Below are 17,097 nucleotides of genomic sequence, written 5' to 3'. Positions count from 1 at the left end.
CCCTAGCCGACGGACGGCAGGGGCCAGGCGTACGGGCCTCCGGGCTCGTCCAGCCAGGCCCACTGCCGGTCGCCGCTGACCGTCACCCCGAAGCGCTCCCGCTCCGGCCGCCCCTCGCGCAGCCAGAGCGAGAGCGCTTCGCGTCTGTCCAGGGCCTCGGCGACGAGGCCCCATAGGAAGCGGAAGCGTTCGTCTCCGGCCGGGCCGTGGCGCGGGCCGGGCCGCCCCGGGCCACGGGCGGCGGCGCCCCGCAGCGCCACGAAGTAGGCCGAGGTCTCCAGGAACCGTCCCTCCGCGTGCGTGCCGTCGCGCACCCGCAGCAGGATCAGGCCGGTGGAGAGCGGGGCGAGGACCAGGGCGCCGGGCCGGCACTGGGCGAGCCAGGGGTACGGGACGGCGGGCACCGCGCAGGTCGCGACGATCCGGTCGTACGGGGCGTGCTCGGGGCAGCCCCGGGCGCCGTCGGCGGCGAGCACGGCGGGCCGGTAGCCGGCGGCGGCGAGATGGGTCCGGGCGGACTCGGCGATCTCCTCGTCGAGGTCGACGGTGGTGACGTGCTCCTCGCCGAGCCGGTGGCAGAGCAGAGCCGCGTGGTAACCGGTCCCGGCGCCGATCTCCAGCACGTCGTGTCCGTCGCGCACGTCCAGGGCCTGGAGCATGAGCGCCATCAGGGAGGGCTGGCTGGCCGAGGAGACCAGCTCCCCGTCGCGTACGCGGGTGGCGACCGCCGTGTCCGCGTAGGCCCCGCGGATCCAGCGCGCCCGCCGCGCGGGGTCGGGGTCGTCGGCCCAGAGCCGCTCGTAGCCGCCTGTCCCGGAGACGTAGAAGAACGGGACGAAGAGATGGCGCGGGACCTCGGCGAAGGCGGCCCGCCAGGCGGGGTCCGCCAGGGCTCCGTCCGCCTCGATCCGTCGCACGAGCGCCCGCCGCTCCCGCGCGCCGACCCCGGCGACCTCTCCCCACGGCTCACCACCCATGCCTCCACTCTCCCGCCGCCGGGGCCCGGGGGCGAGCGCCCGTACGGGTACCGGCTCCACGGAGCCCGTACGGGTACCGGCTCCCGTGGCGGCTGCGGCGGCCGGCGGCCCGGTCCTAGGCCTCCGGTCCTCGGCCCGGGCATCTGAGACGATGGAACGGTGAACGAGATTCCCGGGGAAACGACGCAGGAGCAGACCTTCTACGAGCAGGTCGGCGGCGAGGAGACCTTCCGCCGCCTGGTCCACCGCTTCTACGAGGGCGTCGCGGCGGACCCGCTGCTGCGCCCGATGTACCCCGAGGAGGACCTCGGCCCGGCGGAGGAGCGCCTCGCGCTGTTCCTGATGCAGTACTGGGGCGGCCCCCGCACGTACAGCGACCACCGCGGCCACCCCCGCCTCCGGATGCGCCACGCCCCGTTCGTCGTGGACCAGGAGGCCCACGACGCCTGGCTCCGTCACATGCGCGCCGCGCTGGACGACCTCGCGCTCGCCCCCGAGCACGAGGCGGAGCTGTGGCGCTACCTCACCTACGCGGCGGCCTCGATGGTGAACACGGCCGGCTGACCCTCCCTCACCCCGCCCCCGTACGGCCCCACATCACTCACCGCGACTCCACCACCCCTGGACGGACACATTCCGGAGACGGAACGTCGATTAACGGTCACGATCCCATCAAGGTCGGTCCGTAAGCGGTTTCCAGCGACACGTGCCCTCTGAAAACATCCAGGGAAGGTCCGGGGGGACTCGAAGGACTTGCGGCGAACTCTCGGCGGCGACCGGCACACGGCCCGGCCCCGCGGAGCGTTTCAGGGTTCCAGGGGGATGGGTGACGGGGTTCGTATTCCTGCGGGTCAGGGCTCACCGGCTGTTGCTGGCCGCGGCACTGCTCGCCGTCCTGCTGACCACGACCGTGCTGGCCACGCTCTCCGCCTTCTCCTCCTCCATCGGGGACGCGGCGCTCCAGGCCGGGCTCCAGGGACGCTCGGCGCCCGCCGCCTCGCTGCTCGTCACCGGGCAGGTGGCCGGCGAGAAGCGGGCGAGCGCCGAGGAGGCCGTACGGGACGGGGCGCGGAAGACCTTCGACGGGCTGCCGGTGACGGTGCGACGCCTAGAGCGCTCCGGGCCGTACGCGCTGCCCCGCGCCCTCCAGCCGCCCGCCGCCCGCAAGGGCGATCCGGACCTCACCCGCTTCGCCGCCCTCGACCGCTCGCGGCTCTCGCTCGTCCGGGGCACCTGGCCCTCGGCCGCCAAGACCGGCGGCGTCGTCGAGGCGGCGATCCCCGAGGAGGCGGCCCGGCGACTCCGGATCACGCCCGGGACCGTCCTCACCCTCGACGACCGGTTCGACGGCACGCCCTTGAAGACCCGGATCACCGGCGTCTACCGGCCCGTCGACACCGCCGACCTGTACTGGCAGCTCGACCCGTCGGGCGGGCGCGGCGTGCAGACCGTCGCGTTCACCACCTACGGCCCCCTGTACGTCGACCCGGCCGTCCCCGCCGCCGAGGCGATCAGCACCGGCGACAGCCGCTGGCTCGCCACCGCCGACTTCACCGGCTTCACGACCGACCGGATGGACGCCCTGCGCACCTCGGCGAGCGACGGGCCGAGGGAGCTGGCCGCCGCCACCGAGCCCTTCGGCACGACGATCTCCGCCACCACCGCGCTCCCGACCCTCCTGGAGCAGACCCAGCGGGCCCTCGTCGTGTCCCGCTCGACGCTGCTGATCGTGGCCGTGCAGCTGGTGCTGCTCGCCGCCTACGCGCTGCTGCTCGTGGCCCGGCTGCTCAGCACCGAGCGCTCCGGCGAGACCGCGCTGCTGCGGGCCCGCGGCGCCTCACGCCGCCGCATCACCGGCCTCGCGGCCGCCGAGGCCCTGCTGCTCGCGCTGCCCGCGGCGATCGCCGCCCCCCTCCTGACCGGCCCGCTGACCCGGCTCTTCACCGAGCGCTCCGCGCTCTCCTCGCTGGGCGTGCAACTCGACACGACACCGTCCCTCCAGGTCTGGCTGGCCGCCGCCGCGGTCGCCCTGTGCTGCGCGGCGGCCGTCGTCGCCCCCGCGCTGGCCGCCGGGGACGGCTCCGCCGTCTCGCTGCGCAAGACCCGCTCGGGCACCCTGCCCGGTCCCGTGCGGGCCGGGGCGGACGTCGGCCTGCTCGCCATCGCCGCCGTCGCCTACTGGCAGCTGCAGCGGCCCGGCGCCGTGGGCGCGACCCTCGGGCCGGACGAGGCCGGCGGAGGCTCCGTCGACCCCGTGCTCGTCGCCGCGCCCGCCCTCGCGCTGCTCGCCGGGACCGTCCTGACGCTGCGTCTGCTGCCGCCCGCCGCCAAGCTGGCCGAGCGGCGCGCGGCCGGCGGGCGCGGGCTCTCCGCCGCCCTCGCGGGCTGGCAGTTCAGCCGGCGGCCGCTGCGCGGCGCGGGCCCCGTCCTCCTCCTCGTCCTGGCCGTGGCGATGGGCATGCTGGCCATCGGGCAGAGCAACTCGTGGGAGCGTTCGCAGCGGGACCAGGCCGACTTCCGGGCCGGCGCGGACGTCCGCGTCCTGGCCGCCGGCCCCGGCGAGCCGACGCAGACCGAGCGGCTGGCCGCCGTGCGGGGCGTCACGGCCGTCGCCCCGGTGCACCGCGCCACGACCGACGTCGCCGGGAAGAACGCCACCGTCCTCGCCGTCGACACCCGCCGGGCCAAGGACGGGCTGCTGCTCCGCCCCGACCTCGCCGGCGCCTCCGCCACCGACGTCCTCGCCCCGCTGGCCCCCGAGGCCGGTACGCGCCCCGGGCTCCCGCTGCCCGCCGGCACCCGGGCGGTCTCCGTCGACCTCCGGCACGTCACACCGGCCGGCACCCCCGAGTCCCGGGTCACGGTCACCCTGGAGGACCCGAACGGCATCCCGTACCGCCAGGTCCTGGGCGAGCTTCCCTCCGACGGCCGCACGCACCGGCTGGCCCTCGACCTCGGCGCCCTGACCGGCGGGCCCGGCACCGCGGGCGGCCCGGACGAGAAGAGCGGCGAGGGTTCCGGCGGACTGCTCACCCTGACCGGTCTGGAGGTCGTCGGGCAGGTCGACGACGGCAAGGACCACGCGCAGACCCTGCACGTCGAGCGCTTCACCACCGTGGGGCCGGACGGCACCGAGCGGGCGCACGCCCCCGGCCGGCTCCTCGCCGACTGGGCCTACCCCACCGAGCAGACCCTGGACGGGGACGCGGCGTTCACGGTGCCCGCCACCGGCCGTCCCGGCTCCGCCGGGCCCGGCGGCCGCCCCGCGCCGTACACCCTCGCGTACACCGTCAAGGGCTGGTCCACCGGCGCCGAGAGCTGGCGGCCCGAGGAGTACACCCTCCCGCTGACGGCCCCCGGGCCGAAGCCGCCCGCCCGGCTGCCCGCGGTCGTCACCGAGGCCTATGTCGCGGCGACCGGCGCGAAGCCCGGTGACCGGGTCGAGATCACCCTTGCCGGAAAGCCGGTGAGCGTCACCGTGGAGCGGGTGGTCAAGGAGCTGCCGACCACCGGTCCGGGCGCCCAGGTGGCCTCCGCCACGTCGCCCGTCGTCACTCCCGAGGACGGCGGCGCGCTCCTCGTCGACCTGGCCTCGGTCAACCACTACCTGTCGACCGACGAGACCGCGAGCGTCCCCGCCACCGAGTGGTGGCTGACCGTCGCGCCCGGCCGGGCCGACGAGGTCGCCGCGGCCCTGCGCGCCCGCCCCAGCACCGACCCGGCGCAGATCCTCGTACGCGACGAGACCGCCGCCGACCTGCTCGGCGACCCGCTCGGGGCCGGCCCCAACGCCGCCCTGATGGCCGTCGCGGCGGCCGGCGCGGCGCTCGCCGCCGTCGGCTTCGCGGTCGGCTCGGCCGGCGCCATGCGGGAACGTTCCGCCGAGTTCGGGGTCCTGCGGGCCCTCGGCACCCCGCAGCGCCGCCTCGCCCGGCTGATCGCCGCCGAGCAGGGCGTCCTCATCACCGTCGGCCTGCTCGTCGGGCTCGGGCTCGGCACGGTCCTGGCCAGAGCCGTCGTCCCGCTCGTCGTCCTCACCGGCCAGGCCGCCCGGCCCGTCCCGCCGGTCCTGGTGGAACTGCCCCTCGGCCAGGTGGCGCTGCTCGTCGCCGGGGTCGCCGTGCTGCCGCTCGCGATCGTCGCGGCGATCGCGCTGCGCCGCACCGACCCGGTCGTGACCCTGCGCCACCAGGGGGAGCACTGATGACCGCTGCACGCAGGGAGAACAGGGAGAACAACGACATGCCCCGGACCCGGTCCGAACAGCCCGAGCGGTCCGAGAACCCCGGCGGGACCGGAGAGGCCGCACGATCGGACCGGTCCGGAGGGTCCGGTGGATCCGGTGGATCCGGTGGATCCGGTGGATTTGGTGGATCCGGAGGGTCCGGAGGGTCCAGAGGGTCCGGAGGGTCCGGAGGGTCCGGAGGGTCCGGAGGGTCCGGAGGGTCCGGAGGGTCCCGCCGTCCCGCCCGTGCCGTGGCGCCCTGGGTGCGGACCCGGCTGCGGACCGCGCCCTGGCCCGCCGCCGCCCTCGCCCTGCTCGTCCTGGTCACCGTCTACCTCGCCGCCGCACTCCCCCGGGCCGTCGACGCGTACGAGACCCGGGGCCTCCGGCACGACATCGAGACCGCCGCACCCCGCAACAGCGTCATCGAGCTGACCGAACCGACCCGCATCGGCAGGTCGGCCGACGAGCGCGAGGCGGCCCTGGCCCCGTCGATCCTCCGGAACAAGCGGGACGCCCTGAGCAAGCTGCTCCCCGAGCCTATCCGCACCGACCCGAAGCGGACCGTCCACGGCGTCCGTACGGTCAAGCGGGTCGAGGGGCTCGACCCGTGGCTGCCGCGGCCCGACGGCCTGGCCCCCGAGTTCGTGCTCTCCTCACCGTCCGACCTGACCGCCCACGCGACGGTACGGAAGGGCCGGCCGGCCGCCGGATCCGCGCGCGCCCCGGAGGCGGTGGTCACCGCGGCGACCGCGAAGGCGCTCGCACTCAAGCCCGGTTCGGTCGTGCACGTCCCCAGCATCTCCAGCGTGAAGCCCGTCGCCGTGACGGTCACCGGGATCGTCGAGCCGCGCGGCACCGAGTCCGCGTACTGGGCGGTGGAGCCGCTGCTCCACACCCCGGCGCTCGCCCCCCTCGTCGGGGAGGAGGTGAGGTACTACTGGCAAGGCGCGCTGCTCCTCTCCCCCGCCTCGGCGCCCGTGATGGTCTCCACCAACGGCGTCCCGGAGCTCTACTGGCGGTTCGTGCCCACGGCCGACCACCTCACCGGGCGGGACGTCGACCGGCTCGACGCGGCGCTCGACGCGGCGAGCGGCGGTCCCGACCTGGTCGCGATGCGCCAGGTCATGGGGAACAACGGCGCGCTGACCACCGAGCTCGACTCGATCGTCGCCTCGTTCCGTTCGATGCGGGAGGCGATCAACCCCGTCGTGGCCGTCGCCGTCTTCGGCATCGGCGCCGTCGCGGCCGTCGTCCTCGCGATGACGGGCGGGCTCTTCGCCGCCCGCCGGGACAGCGAGCTGGCGCTGCTGCGCTCGCGCGGCGCCTCGCTGCCCGGCATCGGCCTGCGGCTGCTCGGCGAGACCACGGCGGTGACGATCCCGGCCGCCGCGCTCGGCCTGGTCCTGGCGGTGCTGACCGTACGGCCCCCGGACGTGACGGGCGGGGCCACCACCGAGGCCGCCGCCGGGCTGCCCCTCGGCCCCTCGATCCTCGCCGCGGCCCTCGTCGCGGCCGTCGGGATGCTGGTCCTGCCGCTGCGGGCCGTCGTCCTGCACCGCCGCCCCCGCCTGCACGGCGGACGCGACGACCTGCTGACCGCCCGGCCCTCCCGGCGCCGCACGGTCGCCGAACTCACCCTGCTCGTCCTCGCCGTGGGCGCCGTCGCCTCACTGCGGCTGCGCGGCACCGGCGACTCCGGTGACTACCTGGTCAGCGCCGCGCCGGTGCTCGTCGGTGTGATCGCCGCGCTCGTCCTGGTACGGATCTATCCGCTGCCGCTGCGGTGGCTGGCCCGGCCCGCCCGTCTGCTGCGCGGGGCCGTCGGCCCACTGGCCCTGGCCCGGGCCGGACGCTCGTCCTCGACGGGCGCGCTGCCGCTCCTCGCACTGGTCCTCGCGCTGACCACGGCCGCGTTCGGCGGCTCGGTCCTCGCCGGGGTCGCCCACGCCCGCGACCGGGCCGCGCTCCTCGCGACCGGCGCGGACGCCCGCGTCGACGGCTCGGTCGAGTGGACGCCGCTGCCGCCCGGGCTCACCGAGACGGTCCGCGGACTGCCGGGAGTACGGGACCTGGCCCCGGTCCAGATCGAGTACGGGGTGTCCCTGCCCTCCTACCAGGGCACCTCAGCCTCGCCGATGAGCGCGCCCCTCGTGGGCGTCGAGCCCGGCTCGTACACCCGTCTCGCCGACCGCACCGACTTCGGCCCGTTCCCGGCGAAGCTGCTCGCGTCGACCGGGCGGGGCGGCAAGGACGCCGTCGCGGACACCGACCGGGTGCTGCCCGCGATCGCCTCGCCGGCCGTCGCCGAGCGGCTCGGCAGCGAGCCGCTGGAGGTCGTGGCGGCGGCCGGGGTGTTCAAGGTGAAGGTCGTCGCGGTCCGGTCGACCACCCCGGCCCTGGTCGGCGCCGACTTCCTCCTCGTCAACGCCGCCGACCTCACCCACCCGCAGCCCACCGCGCTGCTCGTCACGGGAGGCTCGGCGGACGGACGGATGGACGGGGCGGCCCTGCGCGCCGCCGTGTCGGCGAAGTCCCACGACTTCACCGTGACGCTCCGGACCGAACTGCGCTCCACCTACGTGGACTCGCCGCTCCAGACGGGCGCCGAGCAGATCTACGCGGCGGCCATCGGCGCGGGCGCCGGCTACGCGGTCGTGGCGGTGCTGCTCTCCCTGATGCAGAGCGCACCCGAACGGAACACGCTCCTCGCCCGGCTGCGGACGATGGGCCTCACCCGCCGGCAGGGCCGCAGGCTCCTCGGCCTCGAAGCGCTGCCGCAGGCGGTCCTCGCCGCGCTCGGCGGCATGCTGGTCGGCTGGGCGACGGTGCCGCTGCTCGCCCCGGGCATCGACCTGTTCCGGCTCGCACTCGCGACGGCACCGGGCTTCGCCCCGCTGGACAGCGCCCCGCTGCGGGCGGATCCCTGGTCGCTGGTCCTGCCCGCGCTCGGCGTCGTCGTCCTGACGGGGCTGGCGGCGGCGGGGCAGGCCTGGTGGGCGGGGCGCAGGAGCTCGATCAAGGAACTCAGGGCAGGAGACGCACGATGACGAAGACCGAGACGACCCTCCCCGCCGGCTCCTCGGGCACCACCTTGGCGGAGCTGGAGCAGCGGGCCGCCGCGCGGCGCGACCGGCCCTCGTACGGGCACGACGCGCTCATCGCCTGCGACCGGCTGGTGCGGATCTTCACCACGGACGGGGTGGAGGTGCAGGCGCTCCAGGGCCTCGACCTCCTGGTGAAGGAGGGCGAGCTGATGGCCCTCGTCGGCGCCTCCGGCTCCGGCAAGTCGACGCTGATGAACATCCTGGCGGGCCTCGACGTGCCGACGGCCGGCGCGGCCAAGGTCGCGGGGTGCGACCTGCTGGCGATGGACGGCAAGGCGCGGCTGCGCTACCGCCGCGAGGTCGTCGGCTTCGTCTGGCAGCAGACCGCCCGCAACCTCCTCCCGTACCTGACGGCCGCCCAGAACGTGGCGCTGCCCATGCAGTTGCGGGGGCGGGCGAAGCGGAAGGCGGAGCGCGCGGAGGAGCTGCTGGCGATGCTGGGCATCGCGGACGCCCGCGACCGTCGGCCGCACCAGCTCTCCGGCGGCCAGCAGCAGCGGGTGGCCATCGCGGTCGCCCTCGCCAACAACCCGGCCGTGCTCCTCGCCGACGAGCCGACCGGTGAGCTGGACTCGGCCACCGGCGAGCAGGTCTTCGCGGCCTTCCGCCGCGCCAACGAGGAGCTGGGCACGACGATCGTCATCGTCACCCACGACCAGGCGGTCGCCTCCGAGGTCCGCCGCACGGTCGCCATCCGCGACGGCCGCACCTCCTCGGAGGTCCTGCGCCGCACCGAGGTCGACGAGCTGGGCCAGGAGTCGACGGTGGCGAGGGAGTACGCGATGCTCGACCGCGCGGGCCGCCTCCAGCTCCCGGCGGACTACACGCAGGCGCTCGGGATGGAGCACCGGGTGGCTCTGGAACTGGAGCAGGACCACATCGGCGTCTGGCCGGACGCCACGGAACGCTGAGCCGGAGCCTCTGGGGGTGTCCGCAACAGGCCTAGGGCGTGTTGCGAAAGTCCCGCCTGCCCGACGGGCGGCCGGCGCTACTTTCGCAACACGCCCTAGCCCTCGTTCAGCGCCATGAGTCCGGCGGCCGTGGGCCGGAAGCCGCACCGTTCGTGGAAGTCGGTGAGGTGCGGCTCGTAGTCCACGTGCAGCCAGTGCGCGCCGCGCTCGCGGGCCGCGTCGGCGGCGGCCCGGACGAGGGCGACGCCGAGCCCGGTCCGGCGCTCGTCCGGATGGACGGTGGTGTCGAGGAGGAAGGCGTGCACGCCGCCGTCCCCGACCACGTTCACGTACCCGATCAGCCGCCCGGCGCGGCGGGCGGTGACGCGGAGGAGGCTGTGGGCCAGGACGGGGCCGAAGTCGGTGTCCCGGTGCCCGGGCCAGGCGGCGTGGAAGAGGACGTTGAGCTCGTCCCCGGTGAGGGCCCCGTCGACCTCGATGTCCGCGCTGTCCGCGATCGGGATCACCCCGGGGTGACGGAGATGACGGACATCGGCGCCGTACGGAGGGCGATCGAGCCGTACGGGGTACGCAGCCGGAGCCACGGGCCGGAGGCGAAGAGCGCGACCGGCGCGTCCTCCTGTCCGGACGGCAGGAAGCCCAGCGACTGGGCCGCGTGCACGGCCCGCAGGGGCAGTCCGGTGGTGCCGAGGGTCCGGGTCCAGATGTCGCGGCCGAGCCGGTCGCGCTCGGCCCTGGTCCGCCGCTCCTCGGGCAGCGCCTCGTCGCGCGAGCGGAACTCGGCGACGGCCGCGGCGACGGCGCCCCGCATCGCGGCGGCGTCCGGCAGTCCGGCGACCGGCTCCCAGCCGGCCCGGGGCGGCAGCACGCCCGCCCAGGGCGGTCCGGTGACGGATTCCGGGACGACCGCCTTGCCGGCCGACTCCTCGATGCCTTCGAGGAGTTCGCCGGCGGAGACGGTGACGTCCAGGTCCACGGCGTCGACGAGCCGGGCCGTACGGATCGCGAGGACCTCGAAGGACGGCGGCCGGCCGAAGACGGCCAGCGCCCCGCCGCCCGCCTGGAGGCGGACGGCCGCGGCCCGGTCGTAGTGGACCAGCCGGCCCAGGAAGGCGGCGAGGGCCGCCGCCTCCCGGGGGTCGGCGAAGTGCAGCGGAGCGAGCACGGTCATGCGGCGGACGTCATCCCGTCGTCGACGTACTCCTGGAGGAACTCGCGCTCCTCGGAGGTGATCCGGCGCGGACGCTGGGCCTCCAGGTCGAAGGGCACGACGACCGTGGACGCCCGGACGTACACGACGTCCGCGTCCTTGACCTCGTACGCGATCGTCAGCGACGCCGCGCCTATCTTCGTCACCCAGGACTCGATGGTCACCGGCTCGTGCCGGTGGACCAGCGGCCGCTTGTAGTCGATCTCGTGCCGGGCCACGACGGACCCGCCGGAGAACGAAGGGGAACCGTCCCCCGGCGCCAGCCGGAACATGAAGTCGATCCGCGCCTCTTCCAGGTACCGCAGGAAGACGACGTTGTTGACGTGCCCGAAGGCGTCCATGTCCGACCAGCGCAGGGGACAGCTGTAGATGTGGCGCACGATCAGCCTCGGGTCAGCTTCTTGTACGTCGCGCGGTGCGGGCGGGCCGCGTCCGGGCCGAGACGCTCGACCTTGTTCTTCTCGTACGACTCGAAGTTGCCCTCGAACCAGAACCACTTCGACTCACCCTCGTACGCGAGGATGTGCGTCGCGACCCGGTCCAGGAACCAGCGGTCGTGGGAGATGACCACGGCCGCGCCCGGGAACTCGAGCAGCGCGTTCTCCAGCGACGACAGGGTCTCGACGTCGAGGTCGTTGGTGGGCTCGTCGAGGAGCAGCAGGTTGCCGCCCTGCTTCAGGGTGAGCGCGAGGTTCAGACGGTTGCGCTCACCGCCGGAGAGCACACCGGCCGGCTTCTGCTGGTCCGGGCCCTTGAAGCCGAACGCGGAGACGTACGCCCGGGAGGGCATCTCGACGTGGCCGACGTTGATGTAGTCCAGCTCGTCGGAGACGACGGCCCACAGCGTCTTCTTCGGGTCGATGTTGGCGCGGCTCTGGTCGACGTACGAGATCTTGACGGTCTCGCCGACCTTGACGGAGCCGGAGTCCGGGGTCTCCAGACCCTGGAGCATCTTGAAGAGCGTGGTCTTGCCGGCGCCGTTCGGGCCGATGACGCCGACGATGCCGTTACGCGGCAGCGTGAAGGACAGGTCGTCGATGAGGACCTTGTCGCCGAAGGCCTTGGAGAGGTTCTCGACCTCGACGACGATGGAGCCCAGGCGCGGGCCCGGCGGGATCTGGATCTCCTCGAAGTCCAGCTTCCGCATCTTGTCGGCCTCGGCCGCCATCTCCTCGTAGCGCGCGAGACGGGCCTTGGACTTGGCCTGACGCCCCTTGGCGTTCGACCGCACCCACTCGAGCTCCTCCCTGAGCCGCTTGGCGCGCTTGGCGTCCTTCTGGCCCTCGACCTTGAGTCGCTCGGACTTCTTGGTCAGGTAGGTGGAGTAGTTGCCCTCGTAGGGGTGGGCGCGACCGCGGTCGAGCTCCAGGATCCACTCGGCGACGTTGTCGAGGAAGTACCGGTCGTGGGTGATGGCCACGACGGTGCCCTTGTACTGGGCGAGGTGCTGCTCCAGCCAGTTCACCGACTCGGCGTCGAGGTGGTTGGTGGGCTCGTCGAGGAGCAGCAGGTCGGGGGCCTCAAGGAGGAGCTTGCAGAGCGCGACACGGCGCTTCTCGCCACCGGAGAGGTTGGTGACGGCCCAGTCGCCGGGCGGGCAGCCCAGGGCGTCCATGGCCTGCTCCAGCTGGGTGTCGAGGTCCCACGCGTTGGCGTGGTCCAGGTCCTCCTGGAGCTTGCCCATCTCGTCCATGAGGGCGTCCGAGTAGTCGGTCGCCATGAGCTCCGCGACCTCGTTGAAGCGCTTGAGCTTCCCCATGATCTCGGCGGCGCCCATCTGGACGTTCTCGAGGACGGTCTTCGACTCGTCGAGCTTCGGCTCCTGCATGAGGATGCCGACGGAGAAGCCGGGCGACAGGAACGCGTCGCCGTTGGACGGCTGCTCCAGGCCCGCCATGATCTTCAGAACGGTGGACTTACCGGCACCGTTCGGGCCGACCACACCGATCTTCGCGCCCGGCAGGAAGCTCAGCGTCACGTCATCGAGGATGACCTTGTCGCCGTGCGCCTTGCGCGCCTTGCGCATCGTGTAGATGTACTCAGCCAAGAGAAACCGTCCGGCAAAGAGTGAGTGGGCAGATACACCCCATCTTGCCTGACCGCCACCCTCAGGCGGAAACCGGTAAGCCCGGCGCGGGGGTGGAACGGGAGCGGGGACGGGGGCGTGGCGGGGCGCGGGCGGGCCGCGCGGGAGCGGGTCGGGAGGATCCCGGGAACGGGCGCGGGAGGGGCTTCCGGAGGGGTTCCGGCCGGGCTCCGGCGGGTCGGAGGAGGCCCGGGACGTGCGACGGCCCCCGCACGGCCCCGGGCGCGGAGGCGCGTCGGGGTCGTACGAGGGCCGTGCGAGGACCGTGCGGTCGTCGGGCCGGGCTTCACGGAGTGATCCGCGTGTGACGCGGATCACTCCATGGAGTCAGTGGCCGTCAGTGACCGGCGGCCTTCTTCTTGCGAAGGATGAACACCGCGGCTCCACCGATCACGACGAGCGCGGCGGCGATGCCGGCGATCATCGGGGTGGCGTTGGAGCTGCCGGTCTCGGCGAGGTCGCCGCCACCGGTGGTGGTGCCGGTCGTGCCGGTGGTGTCACCGGTCGGGGCCGTGGTCGACGGCGCGGCCGACGGGGTCTCCGTCGAGGGCTGCGTGGAGGGGGTCTCCGAGGGCTCCGTCGAGGGCTCCGTGGTGGGGGTCTCGGAGGGCTTCGGGCCGGGGGTGGCCGTCTTGCAGTCCAGGACGCCCTCGAAGGTCTCCTCGAAGCCGTTCGGGCCGGTGATCGTGAACTTGTACGCCTCGTCCTCGGCGAGCGGGACCGTCACGGTCTTCGTCTCACCGGCGCCGATGGTGTACGAGGTGCCCTTCAGGTCGAAGGTCCAGGGCTCGTCGCCCTCGTTGGAGGCGATGATCTCCAGGCCGCCCTTGGCGCAGTCCTTCGCGACCGTGACGGCCGGGACGGCACCCTTCTTCGCCCAGGTCGCGGAGGCCTTGGCGGTGACGGTGGAGTCGCTGGAGCCGGCCAGGATCAGGGTCTGCGACGGGCCGTCGATGGAGACGAAGGCGCGGCCCAGCTGAACCTTGGTGGTGGCCTCGGCGGTCAGCTCGGCGGAGCCGTCGGCGGTGCCGGCGGGAACGTCGAAGAAGACCTGGTCGCCGTTCTTCGCCTCGGAGACGGGCTTGCCGTCCTTGTCGACGACCTGGACGCCCGCCGGGGCGCCCGCGGCGGCCGTGATCTTGGCGATCTCGGAGTTCGTGGAGACCGTGATCGGGCCGAGGCGCTCACCGGCCTTGCCCGCGACGGAGGAGGGCGAGAGCGAGAGGGAGGCCTCGGGCTCCTCCAGCGTCACGGCCTTCTCGAGGAGGTACTCCGTCAGCTTCTTGGCGTCCTCGTCCTTCGGCGTCGCGGTGACGTCGTCGGAGAGGGTCCAGATCGCGGCCTGGGTACCGGCGGCGGCCTCCTTCTTGGAGAGGTCGACGTCGATCTTGCCGCCGAGGGCCTCCGCGGAGAGCTTCGGGTAGCCGTTCTCAAGAATCCAGAGGATCTTGCCGGCGTTCTCGTTGTTGTGCAGGGAGGACTCGCCCCAGCCGACTTCCTTGTAGTCGAAGTCGTGCTTCGCCGGGGTGCGGAGGTCGATGCAGTAGGTGAAGAGAGTGCCTCCGCCTCCGACCTCCATCTTGAAGAGACCACCCGTGACCGGCCACTTGTCGCCGTTCTTCTCGGTGATCAGGACACTGCCGGCGTCCTCGGTCAAGCCGCCGAGCTTCGCCGTGACACCGCCCGTACCCGGAGCGGGTTCATCGGCGAACGCCGGTCCGGCGGTCGCTATCGCGCCGACCGCGACGATGCCGGAGACCAGGGTCGCGGCGGCCAGACGGGCAGCACCGCGCCCACGAACTGAAAACATTGCATTCCCCTCCGGGCGCTTCGCTCCGCGAACTTGGTCGATTCGCATGGGGGGAGCGCGCGCCAGCAGACTCACAGACTCGATGGGCTCACGTGCCACATGAGTACCCGGGAATCCTATGGATGCGGAACCCCCCGGTGCCCGGCCATACGTTCAGATAACCATTCCGAATCAGAATCGTTATCCCCCTGGCGAGTTGGTCGACAAATCCCCACCACACATGGTCAAGACGCGGTCACCAACTGCTTCGTGGCCTCCGTCCACGGATCCTCCCCGGACGCCTGGACGAGTGTCCGCTCCGCCTCCGGCGGGGTCTCCCGCTCCCCCTTCGGCGCCCTCCGGAAAGCAGCCGTACCCCGTGTCAGATCGTGCCCCACGGCCACCGCGTCCACGTCCACGAAGGTCTTGCGCTGCCCGTCCCGCTCGTCCTCCCGGACCTTCAACCGGCCGTGCACCACGAGGGGTTCCCCGACCGAGACCGAGGCCGCGAGATTGGCCCCGAGCGACCGCCAGGCCGACACCGTGTAGAAGCTGGTGTTCCCGTCGGACCATAGCCCCGTCTCGCGATCACGCCGGCGCGCGGTCACCGCGAAGCGGAACCTCGCCACCCCGCCCCCGGCCGTCTCCCGGTACTCCACCGCCGTCGCCACGTTGCCGACGAGCGTCACTGTCGTGTCGTTCATGGTTCCGCCCCCACCTGTGCGTTCTTCCCTGTGCGTTCTTCTCTGTCGGCACCATGGTGGGGGCGGCCGGGACTTTCCCGCCGAGACCTGTGGACAAGCTGACGTTTGTGGACAACTCCCTCACCCGGAAGGGTAGGAGCGACAACGCGCAGCAGACCCGGACACCGTCGGGCTACCTCCCCCTCACACCCGTCCGTGTCGCCCCGAAGCGTGAGGAGGCGCCGGACCGGAGCCCGCCGACCACCCGCGCCGAAGGACGGGTGCCGACCACCGTCGCGTACTGCTCGCGCACCTCCCGGTAGCGCATCAGCTCCGCCGCCACCGGGTCGAGCACCCGGGCCCGGCCGCAGGCCGCGGCGGCCTCCCGCAGCCGGCGCTCGGCCTCCTGCCCGTACCGCCGGGCCGGCCCCTTCACCGCGCCCTCGCAGGCCCACTCGACGAGCGGCCCGCCGACGATGCCGCCGAGCATCACGAGGACCGGCGGAATGATCCCGGGCTGCACGACGCCGACGATCTGGCCCACCAGCCACAGGGCTCCGAAGATCTGCAGGAGCGTCATCACGGCCTGCGCGAGGACGGCGGCGGGCCACCAGCCGGGCCGGGGCGGCCGGGCGGCCGGGTCGCCCAGGCCGGCGGTCAGCTCGTCGAGGGCCTCCGGGAGCCCCTCGGCCCCGCGCGCCGCCGCTTCCCGGACGGCCTGCGCCCAGGGGGTGGGAAGTCCGCGCGAGGCCTCGTCGGCGACGATCCGTACCGCCTGCTCGACGCGCTGCCGCGCCGTCAGTTCGTTCTCGGCGGCCGGCGAGTCGAGGCGCGGGTCGGTGGAGCCGTGGAAGCGCAGCCGCTCGTACCAGCGGTAGAGCCGCAGCCAGGGCGTTCCGCAGGCGCGGATGGCGCCCCGGCGCCAGACACGCTCGGCGGCCTCCCCGGCGGCCTGGGCGCCGACGGCGAGTGCGAGCCGGTCCGTGAAGTCACCCCGGGCGCGCTCGTCGAGGCCGGCGCGTCCGTCGGCGAGGTAGGAGGGGCGCAGCCGGTGGGCGGCGGCGTCGATGTCGGCGGCGAGGCGGCGTTCGGGCGCGGTGCGGTCCTGGACGAAGCGGCCGATGAGTTCGCGCAGTTCGGGGACGCCCTCGCCGCTGAGCGCGGAGACGGCGAGGACGGTGGCGCCGGGTTCGCCGTGCTCGCCGAGGGCCACTCCGTCCTCGTCGAGGAGGCGGCGCAGGTCGTCGAGGACGAGGTCGGCGGCCTCGGTGCCGAGCCGGTCGATCTGGTTGAGGACGACGAAGGTGACCTCGGCGTGCCCGGCGAGGGGGCGGAGGTAGCGCTCGTGGAGGGCGGCGTCGGCGTACTTCTCGGGGTCGACGACCCAGATGACGGCGTCGACGAGGCCGAGGACCCGGTCGACCTGGTCGCGGTGGGCGGTGACGGCCGAGTCGTGGTCGGGGAGGTCGACGAGGACGAGGCCCTGGAGGTCGGCGTCGGCGGCGCCGCCCGCGAGGGGGCGGCGGCGGAGCCGGCTGGGGACGGCGAGCCGGTCGAGGAGGCCGGCGGCGCCCTCGGACCAGCTGAGCGCGATGGGCGCGGAGGTGGTGGGACGGCGCAGGCCGGTCTCGGAGACGGGGACGCCGGCGAGGGCGTTGAAGAGCGTGGACTTGCCGCTGCCGGTGGCGCCGGCGAGGGCGATCACGGTGTGCCGGGAGGAGAGCCGCTGACGGGCGGCGGCCTCGTCGAGGACGCGCCCCGCCTCGGCGAGGGCCTCGCCCTCGACCCGGGTGCGGGAGAGCCCGACGAGCTCGTGGAGGGCGTCGAGGCGGGAGCGGAGGGGACCGCCGAAGTTCCCGCCGAGGGCGGGGAGAACGTCCTCCTCGGACACCTCCCGAGGCTCGCTCCCCGGCACGGCGGCGACCTTCTCGCTCGCGCGCCGCGCGATCAACCCGTCGTCCCAGCTCCCGACCCCGCCACCGTCCCCGCCCCTGGCGCCCCGCCCCGCGGCCCCGGCCCCGGCCCCGATCCCTGATTCCCGCACACGACCTCGCTCTCGCTCTCGCTCCAGCCCTCTCGCCCCCTCCCTCTCCCTCTCCCTCTCCCTCT

Annotated in this window: 12 protein-coding genes; 4 read left to right on the top strand and 8 right to left on the bottom strand. The window is 74.0% G+C overall.

Translation table 11 applies throughout. From position 1 onward, the window contains the following. Positions 1-2: 2 nt before the first annotated feature. Positions 3-977, bottom strand: coding sequence for a methyltransferase domain-containing protein (locus tag ACF08F_RS15030; RefSeq protein ID WP_392298910.1), 975 nt, complete (start codon positions 975-977; stop codon positions 3-5). A gap of 159 nt (positions 978-1,136) precedes the next feature. Here ACF08F_RS15030 and ACF08F_RS15025 point away from each other — a divergent pair, with 159 nt between their 5' ends. The 4 genes from ACF08F_RS15025 to ACF08F_RS15010 all read left to right on the top strand — a co-directional run bounded on the left by ACF08F_RS15025 (position 1,137) and on the right by ACF08F_RS15010 (position 9,220). Beyond that, positions 1,137-1,541 carry a globin gene (locus ACF08F_RS15025; RefSeq protein WP_392298909.1) on the top strand — a complete coding sequence of 135 codons (405 nt, stop codon included), beginning with the start codon at positions 1,137-1,139 and terminating at the stop codon, positions 1,539-1,541. A 262-nt stretch (positions 1,542-1,803) separates the two neighbouring features. Next, positions 1,804-5,181, top strand: a complete 3,378-nt coding sequence (locus ACF08F_RS15020; RefSeq protein ID WP_392298908.1) for an FtsX-like permease family protein — start codon at positions 1,804-1,806, stop codon at positions 5,179-5,181. 272 nt (positions 5,182-5,453) lie between these two features. Beyond that, on the top strand, positions 5,454-8,252 hold the full coding sequence (locus ACF08F_RS15015) for an FtsX-like permease family protein (protein ID WP_392298907.1): 2,799 nt from the start codon (positions 5,454-5,456) through the stop codon (positions 8,250-8,252). Then, positions 8,249-9,220 (top strand): ABC transporter ATP-binding protein, encoded by a 972-nt coding sequence (locus ACF08F_RS15010; RefSeq protein WP_392298906.1) that lies wholly within the window; start codon positions 8,249-8,251, stop codon positions 9,218-9,220. The genes ACF08F_RS15015 and ACF08F_RS15010 overlap by 4 nt, the downstream gene beginning before the upstream one ends. A gap of 95 nt (positions 9,221-9,315) precedes the next feature. Here ACF08F_RS15010 and ACF08F_RS15005 read toward each other — a convergent pair whose 3' ends face one another. The 7 genes from ACF08F_RS15005 to ACF08F_RS14975 all read right to left on the bottom strand — a co-directional run bounded on the left by ACF08F_RS15005 (position 9,316) and on the right by ACF08F_RS14975 (position 17,032). After that, complete coding sequence (locus tag ACF08F_RS15005) at positions 9,316-9,726, bottom strand: GNAT family N-acetyltransferase (protein ID WP_392298905.1); 411 nt, start codon at positions 9,724-9,726, stop codon at positions 9,316-9,318. Then, a complete protein-coding gene (locus ACF08F_RS15000) occupies positions 9,723-10,391 on the bottom strand; it encodes a hypothetical protein (RefSeq protein ID WP_392298904.1) in 669 nt (222 codons plus the stop codon). Before ACF08F_RS15000 ends, ACF08F_RS15005 begins: the two co-directional genes overlap by 4 nt. Continuing rightward, complete coding sequence (locus tag ACF08F_RS14995; protein ID WP_392299117.1) at positions 10,388-10,813, bottom strand: acyl-CoA thioesterase; 426 nt, start codon at positions 10,811-10,813, stop codon at positions 10,388-10,390. Before ACF08F_RS14995 ends, ACF08F_RS15000 begins: the two co-directional genes overlap by 4 nt. Further along, positions 10,813-12,477, bottom strand: a complete 1,665-nt coding sequence (gene ettA / locus ACF08F_RS14990) for an energy-dependent translational throttle protein EttA (RefSeq protein ID WP_392298903.1) — start codon at positions 12,475-12,477, stop codon at positions 10,813-10,815. The genes ACF08F_RS14995 and ettA overlap by 1 nt, the downstream gene beginning before the upstream one ends. A gap of 376 nt (positions 12,478-12,853) precedes the next feature. Beyond that, positions 12,854-14,326, bottom strand: coding sequence for a Cys-Gln thioester bond-forming surface protein (locus ACF08F_RS14985; RefSeq protein ID WP_392298902.1), 1,473 nt, complete (start codon positions 14,324-14,326; stop codon positions 12,854-12,856). 224 nt (positions 14,327-14,550) lie between these two features. Then, positions 14,551-15,009 (bottom strand): single-stranded DNA-binding protein, encoded by a 459-nt coding sequence (locus ACF08F_RS14980; protein ID WP_392298901.1) that lies wholly within the window; start codon positions 15,007-15,009, stop codon positions 14,551-14,553. A 172-nt stretch (positions 15,010-15,181) separates the two neighbouring features. Beyond that, positions 15,182-17,032 (bottom strand): GTPase, encoded by a 1,851-nt coding sequence (locus tag ACF08F_RS14975; protein ID WP_392298900.1) that lies wholly within the window; start codon positions 17,030-17,032, stop codon positions 15,182-15,184. Between the last annotated feature and the right edge of the window lie 65 nt (positions 17,033-17,097).

The organism is Streptomyces sp. NPDC015130, from assembly GCF_043080005.1.
Lineage (GTDB): Bacteria > Actinomycetota > Actinomycetes > Streptomycetales > Streptomycetaceae > Streptomyces.
This window is presented reverse-complemented; position numbering and strand designations above follow the sequence as displayed.